Source organism: Corynebacterium sp. KPL2830 (genome assembly GCF_040225635.1).
In the GTDB taxonomy this organism is placed as follows: domain Bacteria; phylum Actinomycetota; class Actinomycetes; order Mycobacteriales; family Mycobacteriaceae; genus Corynebacterium.
In genome coordinates, this window is sequence record NZ_JBEHFR010000006.1 from 58,390 (window position 1) to 81,496 (window position 23,107).

Consider the following 23,107-nt stretch of genomic DNA (forward strand, 5'->3'; position numbering starts at 1 on the left):
TTAGGAAATGGTGATGTAGGAATCGTCAGAAAGCGGTGTCGTGCGGCCGATGACGGGGTAGCCCGGGACTTCGCCGATGATGAGGAGGCCGCCGGAAGTTTGGGCATCGGCAAGCAGCACCAGCTCTTCCTCCGAGAGGGAGGAGGGCTGCAGGTGTGTGCGCACCCAATCCAGGTTGCGGCGCGAGCCGCCCGGGATGAAGCCTTCCGCGAGGGCATCGGTGGCACCGTCCACGGTGGGCACGGCGGAAAAGTCCAGCTCAGCCGACACCCCGGAGGCGCGGCACATCTTGTACAGGTGGCCGAGCAGCCCGAAGCCGGTGACATCGGTGGCCGCGCGCGCACCTGCGGCGACCGCATCCTGGGCGGCCTGGCGGTTGAGCGCGGTCATGGAATCGATGGCGGCCTGGGATACCTCGCCGGTGGCCTTGTGTTTATTATTCAAAATGCCCACGCCGATGGGCTTGGTCAGCGTAATGGGCAGGCCGGCCTCCGCGGCATCGTTGCGCATGAGTTTTTCGGGATCAACGATGCCCGTCGCCGCCATGCCGTACAAGGGCTCCGGGGCGGTAATGGAGTGGCCGCCGGTAATGGAAATGCCTGCCTCGGTGGCCTTATCCATGCCGCCGCGCAGCACCTCGCGCAGGACGTCCAAGCCAAGCTTCTCATTGGGCCAGCCCACGAGGTTGATGGCGGTAATGGGGGTGCCACCCATTGCGTAGACATCAGATAGCGCATTGGCCGCGGCAATCTGGCCCCAGTCATACGGATCATTGACCATGGGGGTGAAAAAGTCCGCGGTAGAAATCACGGCGACGCCGTTGTCGATCTTGACCGCTGCGGCATCATCGCCATCGTCGAGGCCGACCAAGACATTGGGATCGGCCTTGCCGATGAGCCCTTCTACCGCCGATTCCAATTGCCCGGCGGGAATCTTGCAGGCGCAGCCGCCACCTGCGGCGAAAGAGGTTAAATTAATCTGCTCCATCATGTTGGTCATTTTACCCGCCGGAAGTGGTGGGGCGGCGGCGGTGGGGTGCGCGCGGGATCTGTAAAGTAGCCAGGCGGAGGCGTACGTGTCCTGGTGGGCGCCCCGGTCTTCAAAACCGGTGAGGCCGAGCATCTCGGTCTGGCAGGTTCGATTCCTGTCCGTCTCCGCCAAAAGCGCGCAAGGAGGAAAACGAGTGCCGAGTCATAACGCTGGTCGCCCCGCGAATAATGCCCGTGATCCCCGCCGGAATTTACCCCGCATGGATGAGCTATTGCGGCTCCCCGCAGTAGAAAGCGCGCGGCAGACACTCGCCGAACACGCCATCCGCGCCACGATTCAAGGCGTGCTCTCCGCCGCCCGCCGCGGGGAGGTGCCCGTTGCCAGCGTGGAGGAAGAAATAGCGCAAAGGCTGGCAGACCACAGCACCCATTCCTTGCAGCCGGTCATCAACGCCACCGGCGTGATCATCCATACGAACTTGGGCCGCGCCCCGCTGCCCGCAGCCGCGATCGACGCGTTGCAGGAAGCGGCCGGATATACCGACGTGGAAATGGACCTAGACACCGGGCGACGCTCGTCCCGGCGCGGTGCCGGTGCCACCCAGGCGCTTTTGGCGGCCTGCCCCGGCGCGGAGGACGCGCTGGTGGTCAATAACGGTGCGGCGGCCTTATTGCTGGCCACGGCCGCGCTGGCCCCGGGCAAAGAGGTCATCATCTCGCGCGGCGAGCTGATAGAAATCGGCGCGGGGTTCCGCCTGCCGGAGCTTATTGAATCCACCGCGACGCGCCTGCGCGAGGTGGGTGCGACCAACCGGACGCACCTGCACGATTATGAAGGCGCGCTGGGGGAGGAGACCGGTGCGATTTTGAAGGTGCACCCGTCCAATTTTCGGATAGAGGGGTTTAGCTCCTCGGTGGGCGTGGGCGAGCTGGCGCAACTGGCGAAGAAGCAAGGCACGAACCTCATCGTGGATCTCGGCTCGGGCTTGCTCACCCACGATCCGGTGCTGCCAGACGAGCCCGATATTCACGCGCAGCTGAAGGCCGGGGCGGATATCGTCATCGCTTCTGGCGATAAGCTTTTGGGTGGGCCGCAGGCCGGGATCCTGTTGGGCACTAAGGACGCGATTGCGGCGGTGAAAAAGCACCCGTTGGCGCGGGCGGTGCGCATTGATAAGCTGCGGCTTAATGCCCTGGAGGCGGCTATCACGACGCCCGCCAATGCGGTGCAGCAGGCCCTCCACCTTGACCCGGCGCGCCACCGCGCGCGCACCGAGGCCATCGCCGCGGCGGTGGGTGGCGAGGTTGTTGACCACGCTGGCCGCGTGGGCGGGGGAGGAGCCCCCGAGTACCCGTTGCCCGGCGTCGCGGTATCCCTGCCGGAGGAACTTGCGCCAAAGCTGCGACGGCACACCCCGCCGGTGGTGGCGCGCCAGCACCAAGGCCGCTGCCTCATTGACGTGCGCTGCGTGCCCGAGGCCCAGGACGAGGTGCTCATCGCGGCTATCCGGGCGGTGATGTAGGTGTACGTCATCGCGACCGCCGGCCACGTCGATCACGGCAAGTCCAGCCTGGTGCGCGCCTTAACGGACATGGATCCGGATAGGTGGGCCGAGGAAAAGCGCCGCGGGCTGACCATTGACTTAGGCTTTGTGTGGACGTCGCTGCCTTCCGGTGCGGACGTGGCCTTTGTCGATGTCCCCGGCCACGAAAAGTTCTTTGGCAATATGCTCGCCGGGGTGGGGCCTGCCTCCGTGGTGCTCTTCGTGGTTGCCGCGGACGAGGGCTGGCAGGCCCAATCCACCGACCACCGCGAGGCGCTGCACGCGCTGGGCATCGAGCACGGCATTATCGCCCTGACCCGCAGCGACCGCGCCGATGAAAAGCGCCGCGCGGAGGTCACCGCCCAGGTGCGCACGCAGTTTTCTGCCACGCCGCTTGCCGATGCCCCCATTATCCCCGTCTCCTCCCACACCGTCGAGGGCCTGGCGGATCTTGGCGGGGCGCTCGATGACTTGGTGGCCCGCGTGCCCGCACCCGACACAGACGCCCCGGTGCGCCTGTGGATCGACCGCGCCTTTAGCGTCAAGGGCGCGGGAACCGTGGTGACCGGGACCCTGAGTGCTGGCACGCTACGCACCGGCGACACCTTGGTGCTATCCACCGCGGCAGGAAACAAGCGCGTGGAGATCCGCGGCCTGCATAGCGAAAATACCGCGCAAGAATCCTTGGGCCCCGTTACCCGCGCCGCGGTCAACCTGCGCGGGGTCGATGCCACCGATATACACCGCGGTGACCTGCTGCTGAGCCCCGATGCGTGGCGCGGCGTCGATACCGTGGACGTCCACCGCACTTTTGGCACCGCGCTTGATGAACTGCCCGATAACCTCGTGGTCCACTGCGGTACCGCCGGGATAGAAGCGCACCTGCGGCCGCTGTCAGCGGGCTTTGCCCGCCTGCGCCTATCGCGCGCTTTGCCGCTGGTCATCCTGGACCGCCTAGTGATCCGCAGCCCCGGCGGCCGCCATGTCAGCGCCGGCGTAGAGGTCATCGACGTGCGCCCGCCGGAGCTCGACCGCCGCGGTGCCGCCCGCAAGCGGGCTAACGCACTGGCTGAGCTAAGCTCCTTTCGCAATCCTTTCTCCTACCTGAAGCGCGTGGGCTATGCCCGGCGCGCGGACCTGGCACTCGATGGTTATGACACCGACGCTACGCCGACGGGCATCATTAACTTCCACCAGTGGTGGATTGCCGCCAGCCAGGTAACGCGCTGGAAAGAACCTCTGACTACCGCGCTGCAGGAACACGCTGCGGCTAATCCGCTCGCACCCGGCATGCCGCGCAAGGCGGCACTCGATGCCTTGGATCTCAAGGAAGAAGGGCTGCTGCGCCTAGCAGTAGCCGCCGCGCACGCGGAGGAATCCGAAGGGCTTATCCGCCTGCCCGGCCACAGCGTGGATCTCGGCGCCGCCGAGCCCGCCGTGACTGAGCTGGAGCGCAGGTTAAATAAAGATCCCTTCGCGGCACCAGAGGCGCACGAACTTAAAGAGCTGGGGCTGAGCGAAAAAGAACTGGCCGCCGCTGAGCGCGCCGGGCGCCTGCTACGCCTGAAAGACGGCATCATCCTCTTACCAGGCGCGTCGGGCAAAGCGCGGGAGCTCCTAGTAGAACTCGAGCAGCCCTTCACCCTGTCCGCCGCGCGGCAGGCGCTGGGGACCACCCGCCGGGTGGCCATCCCGCTGCTGGAATACCTCGATGCCCATGGTATTACCCGCCGCGGCGAGGGCGGCAAGCGCACCTTGCGCTAAGCAGAGGCGGCCGACTTATTTGCGATGGTTTCCGCCGCGCGGGCGGGACTGCTCGCGCGCCACGCGCCGGGCACGCACGCGGGCGGACTCGGAAGAAAAGCGGCCCGGTTCCTCCGCGACGGGAAGCGCGCGCCAGCTCAGGTTCTGTGCGCCCGGCATGGACGAGACCAAGTCGGCCAAGCCGCTGCTAGCAGGCGGTGCCGCCGCCTGGTCCTTCTCGTGGGCACGAGGCGTGGGTGGGGTAGTAGGCACTTCTTTTTCTGCGCCTTCTTTTCCGTTCTTGGCGCCGCTCTCCTGGGCAGCGTCGTTCTCCGGGGCAGCGCTGGGCGTCGCGGGCGAGGCTTCGGCAGAACCAGTGACCGCTGTGGCTGCGTCGGTGTTGGGGCTGACCGGGCGCCGGGAGCCGGTGGGAAGATCGCCGGCAATGTCGCTGGACTCCAGCGCGAACTCCCATTCCTCGGGCGGGGCTGGGGTGGCAGGACGGGAAGTGGTGGCATTAGGCAGCGCGGTGCGGCCGGACGGCACGCGCAGGGGCGGTACCGCAGGGGAGAATAATTCGGCTTCTGTGGCATCCGCTACCGGGATATCCACCGCGATCATCCCGCCGCCGCTATAGGCACGGGCGGCCACCGTGGCACCGGAAACTTGTGCCGCCGCATACGCGGCGCGCAGGCCCGGCAGCTGGCTCAACGTGCCGCACGGGCCGAGCACAGTATCGCCGCAGGAGGCCACGACGGCATCATCGATGACCTTGAGCGTGACAAAGAACTGCTGCGTTTCAAGGTGAGATAGCTGCGAATCAGTCAGATCGCCCGCCGCAGTGTCAACCACTGCACCGTGGCCACCGGCGAGCAGCGCCGATTCGGCAGGCTGGTCATTGACCGGCACCATCCACGGCCACAGCCCGAGGGAGACGGCAACCTCGAGTTCGCCGTCAACGATGCCGACCGTGGCCACCGTCTGCGGAGTGGCCTGAGAGGCCTTCAACCGGTGCAAGTCCGGGTATTCGGCTGCCTCAACTTCATCGAGAAAACCGATGAAGCCAAACTCAGAACGCACCCGCCAGCCGTTGGAGTAGGTATCGGGCTCTAAGGAGACATCGATAAGCGCGGGCTCACCACCCACACCAGGGATGCTGAGCGCCGTGCCAGAGATGACATGTTCCAAGATGGCGACGTGTTCGACGCCGAAGTAGCTGGTCGCAAGCGGGTAGGCAATCATCAGGTCCTCACTCGTTCATGTGAAACTCTCGAAGAGATATATCAGTCAATATGTGCTAGATATTCTATCGAGGATTACCTAAGGCCTAGAACTCTGCTGGATGGAAAGTTATCACGGGTTATCAAAGATGAAGAAGAAAAATACACGAACCAACGGCCGCTTATCGGGGCCGGCGATAGGGATTTTGTTGGCGATCATCTTCGGGCTTGTTATTTATGTAATAGCCACCCAGCTACGTGCTGCACCACCGCAGCAGAAAACTCCCGTCACTATCTCCACCGCAGAATGGTCGCCCTATATTGGCCCTGAATTGGAAAATAATGGTCCATTAGCGGAAATTATTACCGATGTCCTGCAACGTTCTGGCTACCAGCCACACTTTGAATTTACGAACTGGGAAACGGCCGAAGCTGATGTGAAAAACGGTGCCACCTTAGCGATGGGCCCGGTCATAGATGTTGACTATCGCCATGAATTTGGAATATACAGCGATGAATTAATGCGATTTGAATATGTGCTCTTCGGCAAAACTGGAGGAACATTCAATGAACTTCACAAAGAGCAAAGTCTCGACGGGGCCAAGGTCGCCAAAATAAAAGGCTATAAATACTGGGATGCACTTGATGACTCTGGTGCTAGGTTTGAGACTTTTCCGACAAGTCTAGAAGCTTTTAAGGCTTTGGCACGGGGAGAAGTTGATCTTGTAGCAGAGGGAAAACTTGCCGGGCAGACCGTATTACGAAGCGAGGATTTCTCGTATAGTGCAGATAATTTTTCGATTTTAGACAATGGACATTCCTTTAACTCCAATGCTAGAGGCTTACATTTATTCTTCGGGGCAAGTCAGGAAAGTGAAAACATCGTTCAATCCGTTAATGAAACTTTAAAAGAGTATAAAGACTCAGCGGAGTATCAATCGAGGATCGATGAAATAACCAATCAGAAGGATTACGCACGCTTAAAAGCACCTGATGGTTCCGCGGTACGTATGAAGCTGAAGGGGCAGGATAATTCCGATGAAATGGTGATAAGTAATTCGCAGGTAATAATACTGGATCAGCCCAGCTTAGGGGCGGAACCAACTGTTCCAGTTAAAGTGCTCAATGGTCCTAGCGCGGGCCTCGTTGGGGAAGTATCGATTAATGATGTGGAGCTAGATAATGGCTAGGTTTCGGTGGATGTCTCCGATATTTGTGGGACTAACAAGCTCTCCTGGCATTCGGGACCGTGCGGGAAAGGAATATCAGGACGTTTTATGCCAATTGTGCTCGTACCTTTCTGGGTATTCGGCATTTTCACCTAGGTCCCGGGCGGGATCTGAGCCCTTTGGCTGGGCAACGGCTTCTGGTGCTGCCCAGCCGTGGCCGCTCGAGGTATTACAAGGTAAGGCTGATGAATCAAACTTCGTTTTTCCCGTAGAAGAGAAATTTCAGCTTACGACTCCCATTAATTGGTACTTGTATGACTACGGGGTTTTTCTAGTTGACGGCTACGTCGATGTAGAAGACTCATTGCTATCTGACCCGGAGCTCCTTGAAGACCGCCTAAGAGAATATTTGGGCCAAGTGACGGTCAATTGCGGGAAGTGCCTCTTGAGCCAAGTAAGAGAGTTCGCAAAGGACGTGAAGGACTGGGACTATTACTTTCACGATGAGGGAGACATTATTGATGAACCTCTCTGGGTGACGAGAGCCTTCCAGATGGATTTGGACGATCCTGTTTCATGCGAATTTGGACATTCTTGGGTCAAAGAGGTGGACGAAGAACACAATCAAGACTTTAAAAAGGTCCTTCAGAACAAAGACATCCAGGTAGCTCGATGGATGAATCACGTTCATAATGTGGCTAACCAAGACGAACTGGACATGCGTTGGGAGTCGCTGAAAATAGCTCAGTTTTTCTGGGCATCTTTGCAACGTGTGGATGAGAGCCTCCGAGTTATCCTTGCGGAATCTATGGCGGACTCGGACGAAATTGATTTGAGATCTATCAGATGGAACCTTAACTTCACGGTGAACTCAACCGTCGAATTGTTTATGGTCCAAGACGAGTACCGGCAATATGCTCCGCGACGCACTAAAAAGAAGGTCACTGAATTTCTTCAGGTTTGGGAGTACGAAAGTGATTTGCGAGTACCTGCACAAAGAAAGCTTGAACTTTGTCAAGACCGGATTTCCAAACTATCCGCAGAACAGCAAGAGCGTTCAGCGGTTACGACAGACATTATCCTTTTGGGAATTGGGCTGACGTCCTTATTGGCTACAGCGGTTGCCCTAGTCCAATTCGGGCGAGACGCCAATAGTGATCCAAAACAATCAATGTTTGACCTTGGAAATGGGAGCATCACATCATGGCTGTCATCCCAATCGATGGACTCAGTGTTGCTGATTAGCTTATTGGCGTCAGTAATCCTGATGCTCTTATTCTTCTGGAAACGACGCCAGGCGCTCTAGAAATGTCAGTTGCCGCAAGGGTACTAATTGTTCGAATTGCGCTAGACGTGCAATTTTGGTTTCCAACTTGGTTTTTCCTTTTGAAGGAACAAGGATTTTCAACGGCAGAGGCAGTTGAGGCCGATGCAATTTTCCATGCCGTTATATTGGTATCGGAAATTCCGCTGGGCAGGGCAGTATCGGTGATAGGGCGGGCTAGGAGCATCCAGGCATCTGCCCTGGGAACCTCCGCCATATTTGTAGGACTAGCTTTTTGTAATTCTGTTCCCATGTTGTTCATCGTCTGGGCAGCTTGGGGTGCGTTATGGGCGCTGTCTTCCGGACTAGATACTGCTTATTCATGGGAAGTAGCTGAATCAGGATTCGTTACATTAGCTCCTTCGAAATTTTTGAGCATTTGCAGGCTTGTCTCAGGAATTACAATCGGGGTTTCGCTTCTAACCGCTGGCTATTTGTTTGAGCTCGATCCTAAGTTGCCGTACTTGCTCACTGCGGCCTTAGCTTTTGGGGTTTTTCCGATTACCCTGCGTCTGCCTGAGCCGACTTCTACGAGAAAAATGGCGGCTGAGGAACGCAGTCATCTGAAGTCTTTCTTTAGAGGTCCGAAGACTCTACATCTAAGTGTGCTGCTACTAGGGGCTACTTTGACGTGTGGTGTCTCCGTGAGAATTTTAATTCAACCCGTTAGCAGTGATACCGGAGTCAGCCCCCTAGAAGTCTCGATTTTCTATACGGTCTTTTCTTTGGCTATTTCCATCGGATCGAGCGTAGGAGCACTGATGGGACCTAGGATGCGAAAAGGTTCCGCATGGGTCCTACTGAGTGCCTTCAGCGCAATTTACGTGCCGATAGGGATGCTGGTAGATACCTGTCAAAGAATACTTTATAGTGGTGCGCTCATGCTTGTCAGCGCTTTTATTTTCGGGGTAGTCCGGAGCATTGCAGAAGTTAAACTTGCCACTAGCTGTAGGCCGCGTCAACGAGTGACTATGCTTTCCATCGCTTCAGCACTAAGTGGGACCGTCATGGTGATTATTCGTCCCCTCATTATGTGGGCCTATACCGGTTGGGGATTAGTGGTTGGTTTCGCACCTGCGGTTCTAGCCTGCATCGGTTTTGCGATCGCAGCAAAGCTTATAAAGATTAAATCCTAACCCATCCAGTGGAGTAGAGTCCTGCCTATGACCTTGTCCACGTTCGCCTTCGCCTTTGGATTGGTCCTGCTGTCAGGCCTGTCCACCTCCATCGGCGGAGCGCTGGCTGTGGGAAAGCGCCAGCCAGGGCCCGCATTTATGGCTGCGGCCCTGGGCCTTTCGGCGGGTGTGATGCTTTATGTCTCCTTCATGGAAATCCTGCCGGAGGGCACAGAGCAGCTTAGCGATGCCCTCGGAAGCGAGAAATCCGGTACCTGGGCCGCGGTAGGCGCCTTCTTCGCCGGTATTGCGGTCATCGCGATTATTGACCGAATGGTGCCAGAAGAAATCAACCCGCACGAACCGGGCACGACCGAAGAAGATGCCCGGCGCGGCAGGTTGATGAAGACGGGCGTATTTACTGCGGTAGCGCTGGGCCTGCACAATTTTCCGGAGGGCTTTGCCACCTTCTTATCAGGCCTGGAGTCTAAGGAGATTGCGGTGCCGGTGGCCGTGGCGATTGCCATCCACAATATCCCGGAAGGCATCGCCGTCGCGGTGCCACTGCGGGAGGCGACCGGATCGCGCAAGAAGGGCTTCTGGTGGGCCACTCTTTCAGGGCTGGCTGAACCGCTCGGCGCGCTCATCGGATTTGGCCTGCTCATGCCGGTATTGGGGCCGGCCACCATGGGCATTAGCTTTGCCGCCGTGGCAGGAATCATGGTGTTTATTTCCCTCGATGAGCTGCTTCCCACCGCGGAAGAAACCGGCGAGCACCACTACGCCATCTACGGCCTTATCGCCGGCATGGCCATTATGGCAGTATCGCTCATGCTGTTTATGTAATTTAGTGTTGCGCTTCTGAGGTGGCAGACGGCGAGCCGGTTGAGGCTTTGACGGCCATGACGATGCTGGCGATGACGAGGCCGAGGATGAGCCCGCACACCATGGACAGGCCGGTTTCGGCCAGCCAGCTCAGCGCGCCATTGTGGATGTGTTCAGTGGCGGCCTCGATAAACCCATGTGGCTGGTCTACTCCGAATTCATGCAGGCCTGTGGTGACGATATGCCCGCCTACCCACAGCATGGCGGCGGTGCCGATGATGCCGATGATATCCAGCACGATGGGCATGCCCTTGACCAAGGCATTGCCTAGCAGGGAATTGCCATCGCGGCGCCGGGCTAAGGCCAGGCCGATGTCATCCATCTTGACCAGCAATCCCACGGCGCCGTAGACGCCCAAGGTCAAGATGACGCCGACGGCGATGAGCGCGCCAAGGCGCAGCCAGAAGGGCTGATCGATGACCTCATTTAAGGAAATCACCATGATCTCAGCAGACAGGATGAGATCGGTGGTGATGGCGGATTTCACCAGGCTATCTTCGGCCTCGGGGCCCTTGTGCTGGACGGTATCGGTGGCATCGCTTGGGCTGGAGTGGAAGAAGGAGAGGATCTTTTCCGCGCCTTCGAAGCACAAATAGGTACCGCCACACATCAAGATGGGCGTGAGCGCCCACGGCGCGATCCAAGACAGGATCATCGCAATCGGCAGGATGATGACGAGCTTGTTGATAAGCGAGCCCTTGGTGATGCGCCAGATCATCGGCAGCTCGCGCTGCGGTTTGATGCCCTCGACGTATTGCGGGGTTACTGCGGCATCATCGACGACGACGCCGAGGGCCTTCATGGATGTCTTGCCGCCTAAGGCGGCCACATCGTCGACGCTGGAGGCGGCGGCGCGGGCAATTAAGGCGACATCGTCAAGCAGGGCAAAAAGGCCACCGGCCATGGCTTATCCTTCGGGGGCTAAAGTTATGTTGTCTGACCAAGACAAGTCTATGCCGTGGTGGGCAAGCCAGGCCATCGCATCGTCGCCGTGGCGGGTAATTCCCTCGACCGCGTTCAGGGTGGTGTCGATGGCGAGCTCGGCGTCCTCGGCGGAAATGAGGCCCGCGGACGTCGCTGCGGAGAGCTCGTCGATGTCGAGGACGGTAATCGGCTCGCCGGTGGTGGTGACCAGGTCGACGTAGAGATCGCGGGTGGTCCATTCGTTGCCCTGGCGCTGGATTTCTGCGACGTCGATATAAAAGTCCTGCTCTACCTCAATGCCGGTGCGGAAGTGAAAAATATTTGCGCGCAGGTTGAGGCTTGGCAGCAGCCAGGATTCGAGGTAGCCAAAACGCGGGTGATCGGCGCCGCGCGCCATGTACAGGCCGAACTCGGTTTCAGTGTAGGTATCGACTTGGCGCAGGTAGCCCTTGGGATCGGTATTGGTGAAGTCCGCAGTATTAAAAGTCTCCCGCTTGACTGGGTGGAGATCAACGGCCATTACTTCACCTCTAGGAAGGCGGCGGTGGGGGCGAAATCGCATCGCGCCTCGGTGGTATTAACGGAACCGGAGAGCAGCGCAACGACCAGGCCCTTGCCGGTGTGGGCCGTGCCAGACAGCGTCGTGGGCCCATCCTGGTTGATGCCGTTATTGTGCAGCGGGGTAATGCCGCTTTGCAGGGTATTGATATTAAACCACTGCACGTTCATGCCTTCTTGGTCCGGTGCTGCCGGAGGGGTGCCCAGGGCGGTAAAGAGGAAGGCGGTCTCGCCCTCGCCGGCGCCGGGGGCGGGAATTTCCGTAGGGCCAGGTACCGCGATGGCAGAGCCTGTGGCAGCGTTGGTGCCACCGATGCAGTGCGCGGAGACGGTAGGCCAATAAAACTGCCGGAAGTGTGGATTATCGCCCTGCGGCATAGCGACACCGCCACTACCGTCGCCGTTGCCGGCAAAGAAGTCCAAGGCAGACAAGATCGCATTGCGGGCGTCTTCAGGGATCCACGGCTGCGCGGCAAAGGCGCGCACGCGGTCCTGGGTCTCCGGGGTGGGGCGGCCGAGCTCATCTAAGGGGCTGGCGGGCATGTGCTGCTGTGCCAGTGAGGAGAGGTCCGGGGCGAAGGCCTGCGCGGGCGCAACCAGGGGAGAGGCAAGGCCAATAAGCGCGGCGGTGGCAGCGGCGATGTAGCCGGTGCGCCCGCTTAGGCGCCAAGAAGTGTGGGCGTGGCTCACGGTATCAGGTCCTTATTGTCTCGCAGGGAAAGAAGTATAACCTCATCGGTCACAGCAGTAACAGTAATAACTCTAGTAACGATAGTGATCCGCTGGGAAGTGTCAAGTACTAGGTCGTTTCAGGCACGCGAGACGTTACGGGGTGGCATAGGTCGCGTCCTGGCTCCCCAATGCTGCACTATGCCCTGTTAGGGGGTATCGTAGGACGTCGTTCAAGAACATTTCTCGCGCACCAGCGCTTGTAGATCCTCCGAAGGAGAACCCAACTAGTGAGTAATACCGAGTTCCGTAATGTTGCCATTGTCGCGCACGTTGACCATGGCAAGACCACGTTGGTCAACGGCATGCTGGAACAGTCCGGCGCCTTTGGCGAACACGGTGAGCACACGGACCGCGTCATGGACTCCAACGATCAGGAGCGCGAGCGCGGCATTACCATTTTGGCCAAGAACACAGCCATCCGCCGCCAGGGTCTGGGCAAAGACGGCGCAGACCTCATCATTAACGTCATCGACACCCCGGGCCACGCCGACTTCGGCGGCGAGGTCGAGCGCGGCATTTCCATGGTGGACGGCGTCGTGCTGCTTGTCGATGCCTCTGAGGGTCCCCTCCCACAGACCCGCTTCGTCCTGACCAAGGCGCTAGAGGCCAAGCTGCCGGTTATCGTCTGCGTGAACAAGACCGACCGCCCCGATGCCCGCATCGACGAGGTCGTTACCGAGTCCCAGGACCTGCTGCTGGAAATCGCTGCTGGCCTCGAGGATGAGGAAGCCGCAGCCGCCGCTGAAGAGCTGCTCGATCTCCCCGTTCTGTATGCCTCCGGTCGCGCCGGCGTTGCCTCCACCGAGAACCCGGGCGATGGCAACGTCCCCGATAGCAAGGACCTGCAGGCGCTTTTCGATGTCATCTACAACGTCTTGCCCGAGCCTTCCGCTACCGTCGATGCCCCGCTGCAAGCGCACGTGACCAACCTTGACGCCTCCGACTTCCTTGGCCGTATCGCGCTGCTGCGCATCTACGCCGGCCGCATCAAGAAGGGCCAGCAGGTGGCCTGGATCCACTACGACGATGAGGGCAACCAGCACACCAAGACCGTCAAGGTCGCTGAGCTGCTGCGCACCGTCGGCTTCGAGCGTCAGCCTGCCGAAGAGGCCATCGCCGGTGACATCGTCGCCATCTCTGGTATTTCCGATGTCATGATTGGTGATACCATCGCCGATCCAGAAAACCCCGAGGCCCTGCCGCGCATCACCGTTGACGAGCCAGCCATCTCCATGACCATCGGTGTGAACACCTCGCCGATGGCAGGCCGCGGCGGCGGCACCAAGCTGACCGCCCGCATGGTCAAGGCCCGCTTGGAGCAGGAGCTTATCGGTAACGTCTCCCTGCGCGTGCTGCCCACCGAGCGCCCCGATACCTGGGAGGTTCAGGGCCGCGGCGAGATGGCTCTCTCCGTGCTCATCGAGTCCATGCGCCGCGAGGGCTTCGAGCTGACCATCGGTAAGCCGCAGGTTGTGACCCAGCAGATCGATGGAAAGACCTACGAGCCTTATGAGATCCTCACCATCGACTCCCCGTCGGAGCACCAGGGTGCCATCACCCAGCTGCTGGCCTCCCGCAAGGGCCAGATGCAGTCCATGGACGTGCGCGAAGGCGACTGGGTACGCATGATCTTCCGCGTTCCCGCCCGTGGCCTCATCGGTTTCCGCACCCAGTTCATGACCGAAACCCGCGGTGCCGGCATCGCCAACTCCATCTCCGATGGCCTCGATCTGTGGGCCGGCGAGATCAAGTCCCGCGCCACTGGCTCCCTCGTGGCTGACCGCACCGGCCAGATCACCCAGTACGCACTGATGCAGCTGGCTGACCGCGGCAACTTCTTCGTCGAGCCAGGCGCCGAGGCCTACGAAGGCATGGTGGTAGGTGCCAATAACCGCGATGAGGATATTGACATCAACATCACCAAGGAAAAGAAGCTGACCAATATGCGCTCTGCCACCGCAGACGCCACGGTCACTCTGGCCAAGGCCCACACGCTCTCGCTGGAAGAGGCGCTGGAATTCTGTGGCAACGACGAGTGCGTCGAGGTCGCCCCAGACGTGCTGCGCGTGCGCAAGCTGGAGCTTTCCGCCACCGACCGCAAGCGCGCCGCTTCCCGCGCTAAGCAGATGAAGAAGTAATCTGCCGTCCTAAGTAGTGCCTGCGGTTGATACCGCAGCCGCCGCGATAATCGCCGTCGTCTCCTGCAGTATGGTTTTTACCGCAGAGGCGGCGGCATCGTCGTATTCCACCTGCTGCTTTAATTCTTTAATGCGGTTGCGCATCTCCCGGCGTTTCATCTCGGGCGCGTCCTCCTTGAGCAAGGGATAGGCGCCCCTAATTTCGCGGAGGATATCCAAGATGATGACGTCCTTGGCGCTAGGGGCTTCGGTGCCGTCAAGCACCGCAGCGAGCCTCTCGCGCACGCCATCTTCTAGCGCCGTATCCGTCATGATGTAACGATCGCCACCGAGCTGCCACCACGCGGAATCCTCAATTTCCAATTGGCCGCGGTCCCGAAAATCCTGGGCAATCTTCCCGCGCGGGGAGAACCATCGCGCCTGCAGCAGAGCCTTGACCGAGCTGGTCCGGTGCTCGTGCAGGCTATCCCATGCCCAGGCAAGCACCGGATGCTCCGGCTTCTTATCCGTGGCGTGCACCTTATTCTTTGCAGTTATGGCAACCGCATCGTGCAGGAGCAGATCGCTAAAAAGGCCGGCGCGCAGGGCGGTCTCATTATTGGACAGTACTTCCTTTTTACCGTTGTCCTTGGTAAGCAGGAGGAACATTTCTTGGCAGATAAGCATGGTGGCGACGATCCCTTCAACAGTGATTTTGCCCGAGTTTAGCGCGCAGAATCTTCGTGTGGCGGGAAGAAGGTACTAAAGTAGTCCGCGATGAAAAATAGTCTCAAGGCCCGTGCACTGGCTGCCACTGCCGCCATCGGCCTCGCGTTTGTCAGCGGGTGCTCGGCCAATCCTGGCCCACCGCCGGTGGTAGAAGACTCGGACGAACAGGAATCTACCGCCCAGGAAACGGAATCCTCCACGGCCACGACGGATAACGAGCCGCCGCGCGCGGAGGAAGATGAGTCGCGGCCTACCATTTCCATCGGCGTCGATCCGCTGCGCGCCGGCCTCAACCCACACCTGGTGGCCAATAACTCTGAGCTCGTGGATCAAATCGCCGAGCTGGTTTTGCCGTCAACGTTCCACTGGGGACGCATGGATACAGACGTCCTGGAATCTGCCGCGGAGGTCACCGCGCCGGAGGACGTGGCCCAGCGGGTACGCTACGTCATCGCCTCTCCGGCACAGTGGTCCGATGGCACCCCGATTTCCGGGGCGGATTTCAGCTACTTGTGGAAGAAGATGACCACGACCGCAGGCGTCAAGGACCCGGCGGGGTACCGCGCCATTTCCGCGGTGACCACATCCGATGGTGGGCGCGTGGTCACGGTGGATTTTGCAGAGCGCGTTAAAGATTGGAAGCAGCTATTCAACCAGCTCCTTCCCTCACACCTGCTGCAAAATTCCGATTTTGACTCGGTGCTGGCCAATGACATTCCCGCCTCCGCCGGCCGTTTCTCGGTCGATAGCGTGGACCGCAGCCGCGGGGTTATCACCCTCAACCGCAATGACCGCTTCTGGGGCGCCGACCCCGCCCACATCGACGTCGTCCAGCTGCGCGAGGTGCGCGATAGCACCCAGGCGCTGAATATGCTGCGCTCTGGCCAGATTGGCTTCGCGGACTTCACCCCGGATCAGACCTCGCAGGAAGCGCTTGGCCTGCTGGGGCACGTGAGCGATAAGACGGTCACTCGGCCGCGCCAGCTGCGCTTGCACATGTCCACCGAGCAGGGCGCCCTTGAGGATGCGGCCGCGCGGCGCGGGGTGGCCTCGCTTATCGATACCGAACAGGTTGCCAGGCTCGCCACCGGCCGCGCCTCCAATCTGAAGGCCGGGCATAATCCGGTCTCCGGGGAGGCGAACCTGACGGCCCTGCGCGAGCGCGCCAGCAAGAAGCCCATCCGCTTCGCCGTCGATCCGACCAGCCCCACGGCTTTGGCTGCGGCGAATACGCTTTACGATGTCCTCGAGGCTCACGGCATCCCCGCCGAGGTCACCACCGATAGGCTTACTACCATTACCTCTAAGCTGCTTCCTGAAGGCAAGGTGGATGCGGTCGTGACCTGGGAGGATATCACCTTAACCTCGCTTTCGGCCGCGAGTATCTTCAATTGCGCCGAAGACCAACCGCTCGCCGGCGATCTCTCCGGGTTCTGCCCCGATAATGCCGCCGCAACGCGCATGGACATCCTTTCCGGAAAGATAAGCCCCTCGACCGCGCTGGGGCGAATCCGCGAGATCAATGCCCGGGACGTGTTATACGTCCCGCTCTTAGATGAAACGCGTGTGCACGCGCTGGGGGAGGGTATTGTAGGCCCCGGCCAAAGTATTGATGATTGGGATAAAGGTCTGGTCACCGCGCCGGTTTGGAGGATAGATGAGGACTAAGGACTTGGCGGGCTACCGCGTAGTTGCAGTGCACGCGCACCCCGATGATGAAACGCTTTTTACCGGCGGCACCCTCGCCACGCTCGCCGCGCGCGGGGCGCAGGTCACGGTCATCACCCTCACCCTTGGTGAGGACGGCGAGGTGATCGGCGCGCCTTATAAAGGGCTCGCCGAGCACCACCAGCTCGGTGGCTTCCGCGCCCGCGAATTGGCCTGCGCCCTCACTGCGTTAGGAGTAGAAGGCATCCAGCTGGGCGGATTCGGCCACTTCCACGATTCCGGCATGGCGGGATCGCCCTCCCACGACAACCCCCGCGCGTTGGTCAATCGCTTGGATGAGGCAGTAGATCTGCTCCGCACGGAATTAGAGGTTCTTCAGCCGCACGCCATCCTGACCTACGGACCAGATGGCGGCTACAACCACCCGGACCACGTGGCGGTGCATAGGGTGGTGGAGAAGGCGGCATCGGCAAGCACGCGCATCTGGTGGGCGATCTTTGACCGCGCCGCCAATTACGCAGGCCTGGACACGCTCGACGCGCCCGCGGGCTGGCGCAAGCCCGATGCCGCGTACCTGGATAATTTCACCACCGCCGGCGCGGATCTGGCCTTCGCGCTTGACGATGCCGCCCTGAACGCCAAACGCGCCGCCATGCGCGCCCACGCCACGCAAATCTGGCTGGCCGATGGCACCACCACCGCCACCAACCCCGAGGCCGCCGTCGCTGCCGTCCACGACCCAGCCGCGGTGCCCGGGGCCTACTGCCTGTCCAATAGATTGCTCATGCCGTTGCTGCGCACCGAATACTTCCAACTCGGCCGGGGCGAGCCCGCAACCGACCTCCTAGGGGAGCTGTAATGCGCACTGATTTTAGCCGCGGTGAGCAGGTCACCGGCCTTATCTGGCTCTCCCTCGGCGCTCTGCTATCGCTGTTCCTAGAGGTCATTTACCTTACCGCCCGGATTCCGCTGGCTGATGGCGCGAGCATCGCGTTTCCCATCACCATCGTCATCGCCGCCGCCTTTAACGTGGTGCTAACCCGTACGGCGCGGCTGTGGAGTGATCGAACTTATATCGTGGCCATCCCGCTCATAGTGTGGGGCCTGGGATTTTTCGCGCTTATGCTGCTGGTTCCGATTACCGGTGATGTCATCGTGGGCAATAATATTCTCAGCTTGCTCCTGCTTTTGGCCGGAATCGGCGGCGGCGTTTGGCCTTTCCTAAAGCAGAAGTGACATACTATATTTCATCCCCAACCCCATGAAATCAGGAAGATTCAAGGATTCTCCATGACTTATACAATCGCTCAACCTTGCGTTGATGTAATGGACCGCGGCTGTGTTGAGGAATGCCCCGTCGATTGCATTTACGAAGGCAAGCGCATGCTCTACATCCACCCAGATGAGTGCGTGGACTGCGGCGCCTGCGAGCCCGCATGCCCGGTAGAGGCCATCTTCTACGAGGACGACGTACCCGATGAGTGGATCGATTACAACGATGCCAACGCAGCATTCTTCGATGACTTGGGCTCACCCGGTGGAGCGGCAGCCCTCGGCCCGCAAGATTTCGATGCGTCAATGGTAGCCGCGCTGCCCCCACAGAATCAGGAGTAAATCATGGCCCGCACACCGCTAGGACAATCGCTTCCGGATTTTCCCTGGAACTCGCTGGCTGGTGCCAAAAAGAAGTCCCAGGCGCACCCAGATGGAATCGTTGACCTTTCGGTGGGCAACCCCGTAGATCCGGTAGCCCCCGGCGTGCAGCTGGCACTATCCTCTGCCGCCGAGGCCCCCGGCTACCCGCAAACGCAGGGCACGCCCGAGCTGCGCGAAGCCATCGCCTCCGCCCTCCGCCGCCGCTACCGCATGGACGTGGACCGCGTCCTGCCCGTGGTAGGCACGAAGGAGGCCATCGCGTGGCTGCCCACCCTGTTGGGCATGCGCGGCGAGACCGTTGCCTTCCCCTCGGTGGCCTATCCCACCTACGAGGTCGGCGCCCTCCTCGCCGGGGCCACTCCGCTGCGCGCTGACGAGGACTTTCAAGCCGCCTCCCTGGTATTCATCAACTCCCCGTCCAACCCCACCGGCCGCGTCGCTGGGGTAGAGGAGCTGCGCCGCATCGTGGCCTGGGCCCGCTCGACGGGCGCCATCATCGCCTCCGACGAGTGCTATATGGGCTTGGGCTGGAACGACGACAACCCGCCGGTATCCATCCTGGATCCGCGCGTGACCGACGGCGATAATACCGGCCTAATCGCCATGCATTCGCTGTCCAAGTCCGCGAATATGGCCTCCTACCGCGCCGGATTCTTCGCCGGCGATAACGACCTCATCGCGGAGCTCTTGGAGCTGCGCAAGCACGCCGGACTCATCGTGCCAGGCCCGATTCAGGCGGCCATGGTTGCCGCGCTTGACGATGACCCCACCGAAGCCCTCCAGCGCCAGCGCTACGCCGCGCGCCGCGCCGAATTGATGCAGGCGCTCATCAAGGCGGGCTTTACCATCGACCACTCCGATGCCGGCCTGTATCTCTGGGCCACCCGCGGCGAAGACTGCCGCGAGACCATCGACTGGTTGGCTTCCCTGGGTATCCTCGCCGCACCTGGCGATTTTTACGGCCCCTCGGGCGCACAACACGTGCGCATTGGCTTAAACGGCACCGATGAGCGGGTGCGCGCCGCCGTCGAACGCCTCGCCAGTGCTTAACTCGCCTCGCGCCTTTCGCCCGCCCGCGCGGGAGGGGATTTCTCCCCGCAAGGTGGTCTTGCGCGATCGCGTTCCTTTAGAAGGCGAGTACTGGGCCGCCCGTGCCGGGGACTCACCCTTTCCGGAGGGAACCCTCCTTCCCGCGGGTGCAAGCCTCCCGCGGCCCATTCCCGCGTGGTATCACCCCTTCGTCCCGCCGGAGGATCCGATCCCCTTTGGATACACCGTCGTCCACGCGGATGACGACATCATTGTTGCCGATAAACCGCACTTTCTTCCCACCACCACGAATGGCCGCTTGCAGCGCGAAACCCTGCAAACCCGCCTGCGCGTGGACTTCGGCGAAGACGATATCGTGCCGCTTCACCGCCTCGACCGCCTCACCGCAGGCCTTGTCATCTGCTCGCGCAATCCCGCGACCCGCGCGGCCTACCAGCGCATCTTCCTGGAGGGAAGGGCGGTGAAGAGGTATAGGGGCATCGTCAAGCAGCCGCTTTTCTGCGATGAGGAAATCAGGCTGCCGATGCACAAGCCGCGGGGCAGCAGGCAGGTGCTCGTGGCTGATAATGGCACGCCGACCTCGACGTATGTGCGCGCTGCGGGGCGGGAGGTGACCATGTGGCCGCGGACGGGGCATACGCACCAGCTGCGGGTGCTGCTGAACCATCTTGGGTGTCCGCTCATTGGCGATGACACGTATCCCACGCCGCGTCCGCTCGACCTCTACGACTTCTCGCGCCCGCTTTCCTTGCCGCACGAAACTATATCTTTTATAGATCCTTTATCACATTCGGAGCGTCAGTTTTTCAGTTCGCGGGGATTAGGAACTACAATCAGGTAATTACTAACCTCCGGCAAGAAAGGCGGCCCATGGCAGACCTCAGCGTTGCGCGCTTTGCGTCCAATTTTGGGCAATTCCTTAAGTTCGGTCTTGTCGGCGGCTCGGGAACCGCGGTTAACCTCTTCGTGTATTTTCTCGCGCAGAAGTTGTTCGGCGCGGCGGATATCTTTGCCGAGGATCCCTTCATGAACCTCTTCGGTTCTGCATTCCACATCCGCTGGTACCACGTCTTTGCCACCATCTCCTTCCTCGTGGCTAATACCTGGAACTACCAGCTCAACCGCATGTGGACCTTCCGGACCGTGTCCAAGGTCTCTTGGATTCGCGGTTTCTTCCCGTTCCTTTTGGCGGGAATCGGGGCGTTTATCGTCAGCCAGGTCATCCTGACGCTGCTCATGAACCCCAACTCGCCCGTGGGGCTGCCCACCGATGTCTTCGATAACTCCACCGGATTGCGCACCAAGTCCTATTGGGCGCAGGCCATTTCCATCGTCGTGGCGATGCCTATCAACTTCATCATCAACAAGCTCTGGACGTTCCGCTCCAAGCCCAATAATCCTGTCGTCGTCGACGAGGTCGCGCCGGTTTAACTACCTTTCGTCGCTGGCCACGGCCCTGCCGTCCGCACGGCCCCAGCCGCCCCAGCCGCCCTTCGCGCTCACCAGCGTGGGGCGCTGGGGTCTTTTTGTACCCGCCGGTGAGCGGCAAGGGCGGGGAGGGGCATCGTCAAGCAAGTGCGTGCGGGGCACTCTTCCCTTCGCGCTCACGGGAAGGCGAACTTCGTGCGCAGCGCTAGCCCCCGGTGAGCGGCAAGGGAGGCCTCGCCCTTCGCGCTCACCGCCAACGGTTGCCGGCGGCGGAACCTCCTCCCGATGAGCGGCAAGGGTGGGGAGGTCGGGAGCCGCTGACGCTAGCACCCCTTCGCGCTCACGGGGCGTAGCAAACGGAAACCACCCGCCGTCCGCGGTGAGCGCGAAGGGCGGGTGGTGGAGTGCGTATTGGAGGTGGAGTGAGCATTAGTCCTCGAGCTCGGTGTCGAGGCGGGACTGGTCGCGGCGGTTTTGCTTCCGTCGGAGTGCGGGCGAGATGAGGACGGACGTGATGGCACCTACGGTGGCGCCGATGAGGTAGGGGGCGGCGGGGACATCGGAAAGCGTGAAGGCGTGGTAGGCGATGCCGGCGAAGCAGAGGAACATCGGGATGAGGTAGAGGGTGGTCAAAGTCCAGTTGGAGCGGACGGTGGGGGTGGCGATGTGCCTGCGCATCCAGGCGGCGCTGAGGGACGTGCCGGCGATGGAGGGGACGATGGCGAGGAGGGCGAGGAGGCTGAGGCGGCCGGGGAGGGACCAGGCGAGGATGGCGGCGACGATGAGCTCGAGGAAGGAGATTGGGGTCAGTGCGATGGCGGAGGCCTTGGTGAGGATGTCGCGCTCGAACTCGTCGGTGGAGGCGCGCTCGATGTGGTTGAGGGATATGTTGGCGATGGCGTTAATCATGTTGTTCAGCTCCAAAGATTTCTTCGACTGTTTTGCTTAGTTCGTGGCAGATGTCCAATGCGAGGTGCACGGACGGGGAGTAGTTGCCGCGTTCGATATTTGCGATAGTTTGCCGGGAGACGCCGACGCGCTCTGCTAGTTCGCCTTGCGACCATTCGCGCCAGCGCCGCCACTTGCGGACCATGTTGGGTTGTCCGGCCACATCATCACCTCTCTTGTCGTGTTTACATGACCTAATGTAAAGCAAACTTGACATTATGGCAAGGGTCAGACGCATAAATGCCAGCGCCAATATGGCTGGGTGGCGGATATAGGCAGTTGTGGCTTGCGGCCTTTGAGCAGGTCACGGGTGGCTTTGATAAGGAGAATGACTTGGTCAAGGTGGTGTGTGACGTCATCGGCAGTAAAGCGCAAAACCGTGTACCCGTGCGCGGTCGCGGCGTTCTGTTTGGAGCGGTCGGCCTGGAACGCGAGGCTGTGGCTGTGGTAGGTCCAGCCGTCGATTTCCACGATGAGCTTGCCCATCAATAGGTCGAACCGGTACCCACACACCAGGGCGTTGTGAACAGGGAAAATGCCTTCTGCGCGCAGCGCGCGGCTGACCTTTCGCTCCGGCGGGCTATCCGCGCCGATGGCGGAGAGTCGAATCGTCTCCTTCAGCGCCCGCGGTGTCCGGCCCATTCGCTTGCGGTCCCGCTCCAGCCGGCCGGGCCCCTTCTCGCCGCGATAAAACTCCTCCAGCAGCGGGCCGCATGCCCCGGCAATCTTCCGCGCGGCCCACAGAATCTGCACTACCGGAAGCCCCTTGACCAGGCTCGTTGCCTTGAGCCGGGAATGCGAGACGCGGAAATTCTTGCCGCGCAGCGTGCGCGGCCCCTCCGCTTCCAGCGGAAAGGTCAGCGGCCGGTCAAGGTGAATCTCCTGCGCGGTCTTCCCCGTAAAATGGATACGGCTCAGCCCATGCACCAGCGCCTTTGCCACCGCCAGCGGCGACCACTCGTCGGTATAAATTCCCCGGTGGACGCGGTACAGATTGCCCGCGCGCACCCGCCGCCGAATCGCGTCCTTGCCCAGCCCCTGCTCGCGCAACTGCGCGGTCGTCCATGCCCCCATGGCTTCAACCTAAAGAAGCGGCCGCCTTCCCGTCCAGGCGGCTTTCGCCAGCCTGTGGATAACCGGCCCATTTCGCGGTCACGGGGAGGAGCAAATGGGCATCGGAAAGCGTGGGCGTGAGCGCAAAGGGTGGGCCGGGACCACACTCGCCTTTCGCGCTCACCAGGGGACGCTCCAGCGCACCCAAGTGGCCGCCGGTGAGCGCGAAGGGTGGCATGGCGGGAGGCATGGAGG

Annotated in this window: 24 protein-coding genes and 1 tRNA gene; 15 read left to right on the plus strand and 10 right to left on the minus strand. The window is 60.8% G+C overall.

Translation table 11 applies throughout. The features are described from left to right. Entirely contained in the window at nt 1–987 is a 987-nt protein-coding gene (gene selD, locus ABRP87_RS03570) for a selenide, water dikinase SelD (RefSeq protein WP_349867788.1), read from the minus strand. A 78-nt stretch (nt 988–1,065) separates the two neighbouring features. On the opposite strand from selD, the gene ABRP87_RS03575 reads away from it, so the two are divergent. The 3 genes from ABRP87_RS03575 to selB all read left to right on the plus strand — a co-directional run bounded on the left by ABRP87_RS03575 (nt 1,066) and on the right by selB (nt 4,297). Next, nucleotides 1,066–1,160, plus strand: a tRNA-Sec gene (locus ABRP87_RS03575). Nucleotides 1,161–1,183: 23 nt separating this feature from the next. Further along, entirely contained in the window at nt 1,184–2,512 is a 1,329-nt protein-coding gene (gene selA / locus ABRP87_RS03580) for an L-seryl-tRNA(Sec) selenium transferase (protein ID WP_349867772.1), read from the plus strand. Beyond that, entirely contained in the window at nt 2,513–4,297 is a 1,785-nt protein-coding gene (gene selB / locus ABRP87_RS03585) for a selenocysteine-specific translation elongation factor (RefSeq protein WP_349867773.1), read from the plus strand. It abuts the gene before it with no gap. A 15-nt stretch (nt 4,298–4,312) separates the two neighbouring features. Here the strand turns inward: selB and ABRP87_RS03590 are convergent, their stop codons facing one another. Next, a complete protein-coding gene (locus ABRP87_RS03590) occupies nt 4,313–5,518 on the minus strand; it encodes a hypothetical protein (protein ID WP_349867774.1) in 1,206 nt (401 codons plus the stop codon). Between the two features lie 127 nt (nt 5,519–5,645). Between ABRP87_RS03590 and ABRP87_RS03595 the strand changes: the two genes are divergently transcribed. From ABRP87_RS03595 to zupT, 4 genes are read left to right on the plus strand one after another with little or no spacing between them, the layout of a single operon-like run. Beyond that, entirely contained in the window at nt 5,646–6,686 is a 1,041-nt protein-coding gene (locus ABRP87_RS03595) for a substrate-binding periplasmic protein (protein WP_349867775.1), read from the plus strand. A 10-nt stretch (nt 6,687–6,696) separates the two neighbouring features. Continuing rightward, on the plus strand, nt 6,697–7,971 hold the full coding sequence (locus tag ABRP87_RS03600) for a hypothetical protein (protein WP_349867776.1): 1,275 nt from the start codon (nt 6,697–6,699) through the stop codon (nt 7,969–7,971). A gap of 2 nt (nt 7,972–7,973) precedes the next feature. After that, nucleotides 7,974–9,125 carry an MFS transporter gene (locus tag ABRP87_RS03605; RefSeq protein ID WP_349867777.1) on the plus strand — a complete coding sequence of 384 codons (1,152 nt, stop codon included), beginning with the start codon at nt 7,974–7,976 and terminating at the stop codon, nt 9,123–9,125. 27 nt (nt 9,126–9,152) lie between these two features. Beyond that, nucleotides 9,153–9,950: a zinc transporter ZupT gene (gene zupT / locus ABRP87_RS03610; RefSeq protein WP_023026231.1), complete on the plus strand. Its 798-nt coding sequence runs from the start codon at nt 9,153–9,155 to the stop codon at nt 9,948–9,950. 1 nt (nt 9,951) lies between these two features. Here zupT and ABRP87_RS03615 read toward each other — a convergent pair whose 3' ends face one another. From ABRP87_RS03615 to ABRP87_RS03625, 3 genes are read right to left on the minus strand one after another with little or no spacing between them, the layout of a single operon-like run. Further along, on the minus strand, nt 9,952–10,893 hold the full coding sequence (locus ABRP87_RS03615) for a DUF808 domain-containing protein (RefSeq protein ID WP_349867778.1): 942 nt from the start codon (nt 10,891–10,893) through the stop codon (nt 9,952–9,954). A gap of 3 nt (nt 10,894–10,896) precedes the next feature. After that, nucleotides 10,897–11,433, minus strand: a complete 537-nt coding sequence (locus ABRP87_RS03620; protein ID WP_023026235.1) for a ribonuclease FAU-1 family protein — start codon at nt 11,431–11,433, stop codon at nt 10,897–10,899. Further along, the gene (locus ABRP87_RS03625; protein ID WP_349867779.1) at nt 11,433–12,161 is read right to left on the minus strand and encodes an Rv1157c family protein; all 729 of its coding nucleotides are present in this window, start codon (nt 12,159–12,161) and stop codon (nt 11,433–11,435) included. The genes ABRP87_RS03620 and ABRP87_RS03625 overlap by 1 nt, the downstream gene beginning before the upstream one ends. A 269-nt stretch (nt 12,162–12,430) precedes the next feature. On the opposite strand from ABRP87_RS03625, the gene typA reads away from it, so the two are divergent. Further along, entirely contained in the window at nt 12,431–14,341 is a 1,911-nt protein-coding gene (typA, locus tag ABRP87_RS03630; RefSeq protein WP_349852582.1) for a translational GTPase TypA, read from the plus strand. 9 nt (nt 14,342–14,350) lie between these two features. Here the strand turns inward: typA and ABRP87_RS03635 are convergent, their stop codons facing one another. Then, the gene (locus tag ABRP87_RS03635; RefSeq protein WP_349867780.1) at nt 14,351–15,007 is read right to left on the minus strand and encodes a GOLPH3/VPS74 family protein; all 657 of its coding nucleotides are present in this window, start codon (nt 15,005–15,007) and stop codon (nt 14,351–14,353) included. Between the two features lie 90 nt (nt 15,008–15,097). On the opposite strand from ABRP87_RS03635, the gene ABRP87_RS03640 reads away from it, so the two are divergent. From ABRP87_RS03640 to ABRP87_RS03670, 7 genes are read left to right on the plus strand one after another with little or no spacing between them, the layout of a single operon-like run. Further along, entirely contained in the window at nt 15,098–16,717 is a 1,620-nt protein-coding gene (locus ABRP87_RS03640) for an ABC transporter family substrate-binding protein (protein ID WP_349867781.1), read from the plus strand. Continuing rightward, complete coding sequence (locus ABRP87_RS03645; RefSeq protein WP_349867782.1) at nt 16,707–17,576, plus strand: PIG-L family deacetylase; 870 nt, start codon at nt 16,707–16,709, stop codon at nt 17,574–17,576. Before ABRP87_RS03640 ends, ABRP87_RS03645 begins: the two co-directional genes overlap by 11 nt. Next, on the plus strand, nt 17,576–17,953 hold the full coding sequence (locus ABRP87_RS03650) for a hypothetical protein (RefSeq protein ID WP_239267902.1): 378 nt from the start codon (nt 17,576–17,578) through the stop codon (nt 17,951–17,953). The genes ABRP87_RS03645 and ABRP87_RS03650 overlap by 1 nt, the downstream gene beginning before the upstream one ends. Nucleotides 17,954–18,007: 54 nt before the next feature. Then, nucleotides 18,008–18,331, plus strand: a complete 324-nt coding sequence (gene fdxA / locus ABRP87_RS03655; RefSeq protein ID WP_023017724.1) for a ferredoxin — start codon at nt 18,008–18,010, stop codon at nt 18,329–18,331. A gap of 3 nt (nt 18,332–18,334) precedes the next feature. Then, nucleotides 18,335–19,423 carry a succinyldiaminopimelate transaminase gene (gene dapC, locus ABRP87_RS03660; RefSeq protein ID WP_349867783.1) on the plus strand — a complete coding sequence of 363 codons (1,089 nt, stop codon included), beginning with the start codon at nt 18,335–18,337 and terminating at the stop codon, nt 19,421–19,423. A 52-nt stretch (nt 19,424–19,475) separates the two neighbouring features. Next, nucleotides 19,476–20,264: a pseudouridine synthase gene (locus tag ABRP87_RS03665; RefSeq protein ID WP_349867789.1), complete on the plus strand. Its 789-nt coding sequence runs from the start codon at nt 19,476–19,478 to the stop codon at nt 20,262–20,264. Nucleotides 20,265–20,293: 29 nt separating this feature from the next. Then, a complete protein-coding gene (locus ABRP87_RS03670) occupies nt 20,294–20,854 on the plus strand; it encodes a GtrA family protein (protein WP_298693915.1) in 561 nt (186 codons plus the stop codon). 426 nt (nt 20,855–21,280) lie between these two features. Here the strand turns inward: ABRP87_RS03670 and ABRP87_RS03675 are convergent, their stop codons facing one another. From ABRP87_RS03675 to ABRP87_RS03690, 4 genes are all read right to left on the minus strand, one after another. Then, on the minus strand, nt 21,281–21,760 hold the full coding sequence (locus ABRP87_RS03675) for a transcriptional regulator (protein ID WP_349852588.1): 480 nt from the start codon (nt 21,758–21,760) through the stop codon (nt 21,281–21,283). Beyond that, entirely contained in the window at nt 21,753–21,962 is a 210-nt protein-coding gene (locus tag ABRP87_RS03680) for a helix-turn-helix transcriptional regulator (RefSeq protein WP_349852589.1), read from the minus strand. Before ABRP87_RS03680 ends, ABRP87_RS03675 begins: the two co-directional genes overlap by 8 nt. Before the next feature lie 65 nt (nt 21,963–22,027). Next, nucleotides 22,028–22,873, minus strand: coding sequence for a DUF559 domain-containing protein (locus tag ABRP87_RS03685; RefSeq protein WP_349867784.1), 846 nt, complete (start codon nt 22,871–22,873; stop codon nt 22,028–22,030). 4 nt (nt 22,874–22,877) lie between these two features. After that, on the minus strand, nt 22,878–23,107 hold a 230-nt coding region (locus ABRP87_RS03690), incomplete at its 5' end, for a hypothetical protein (protein WP_349867785.1).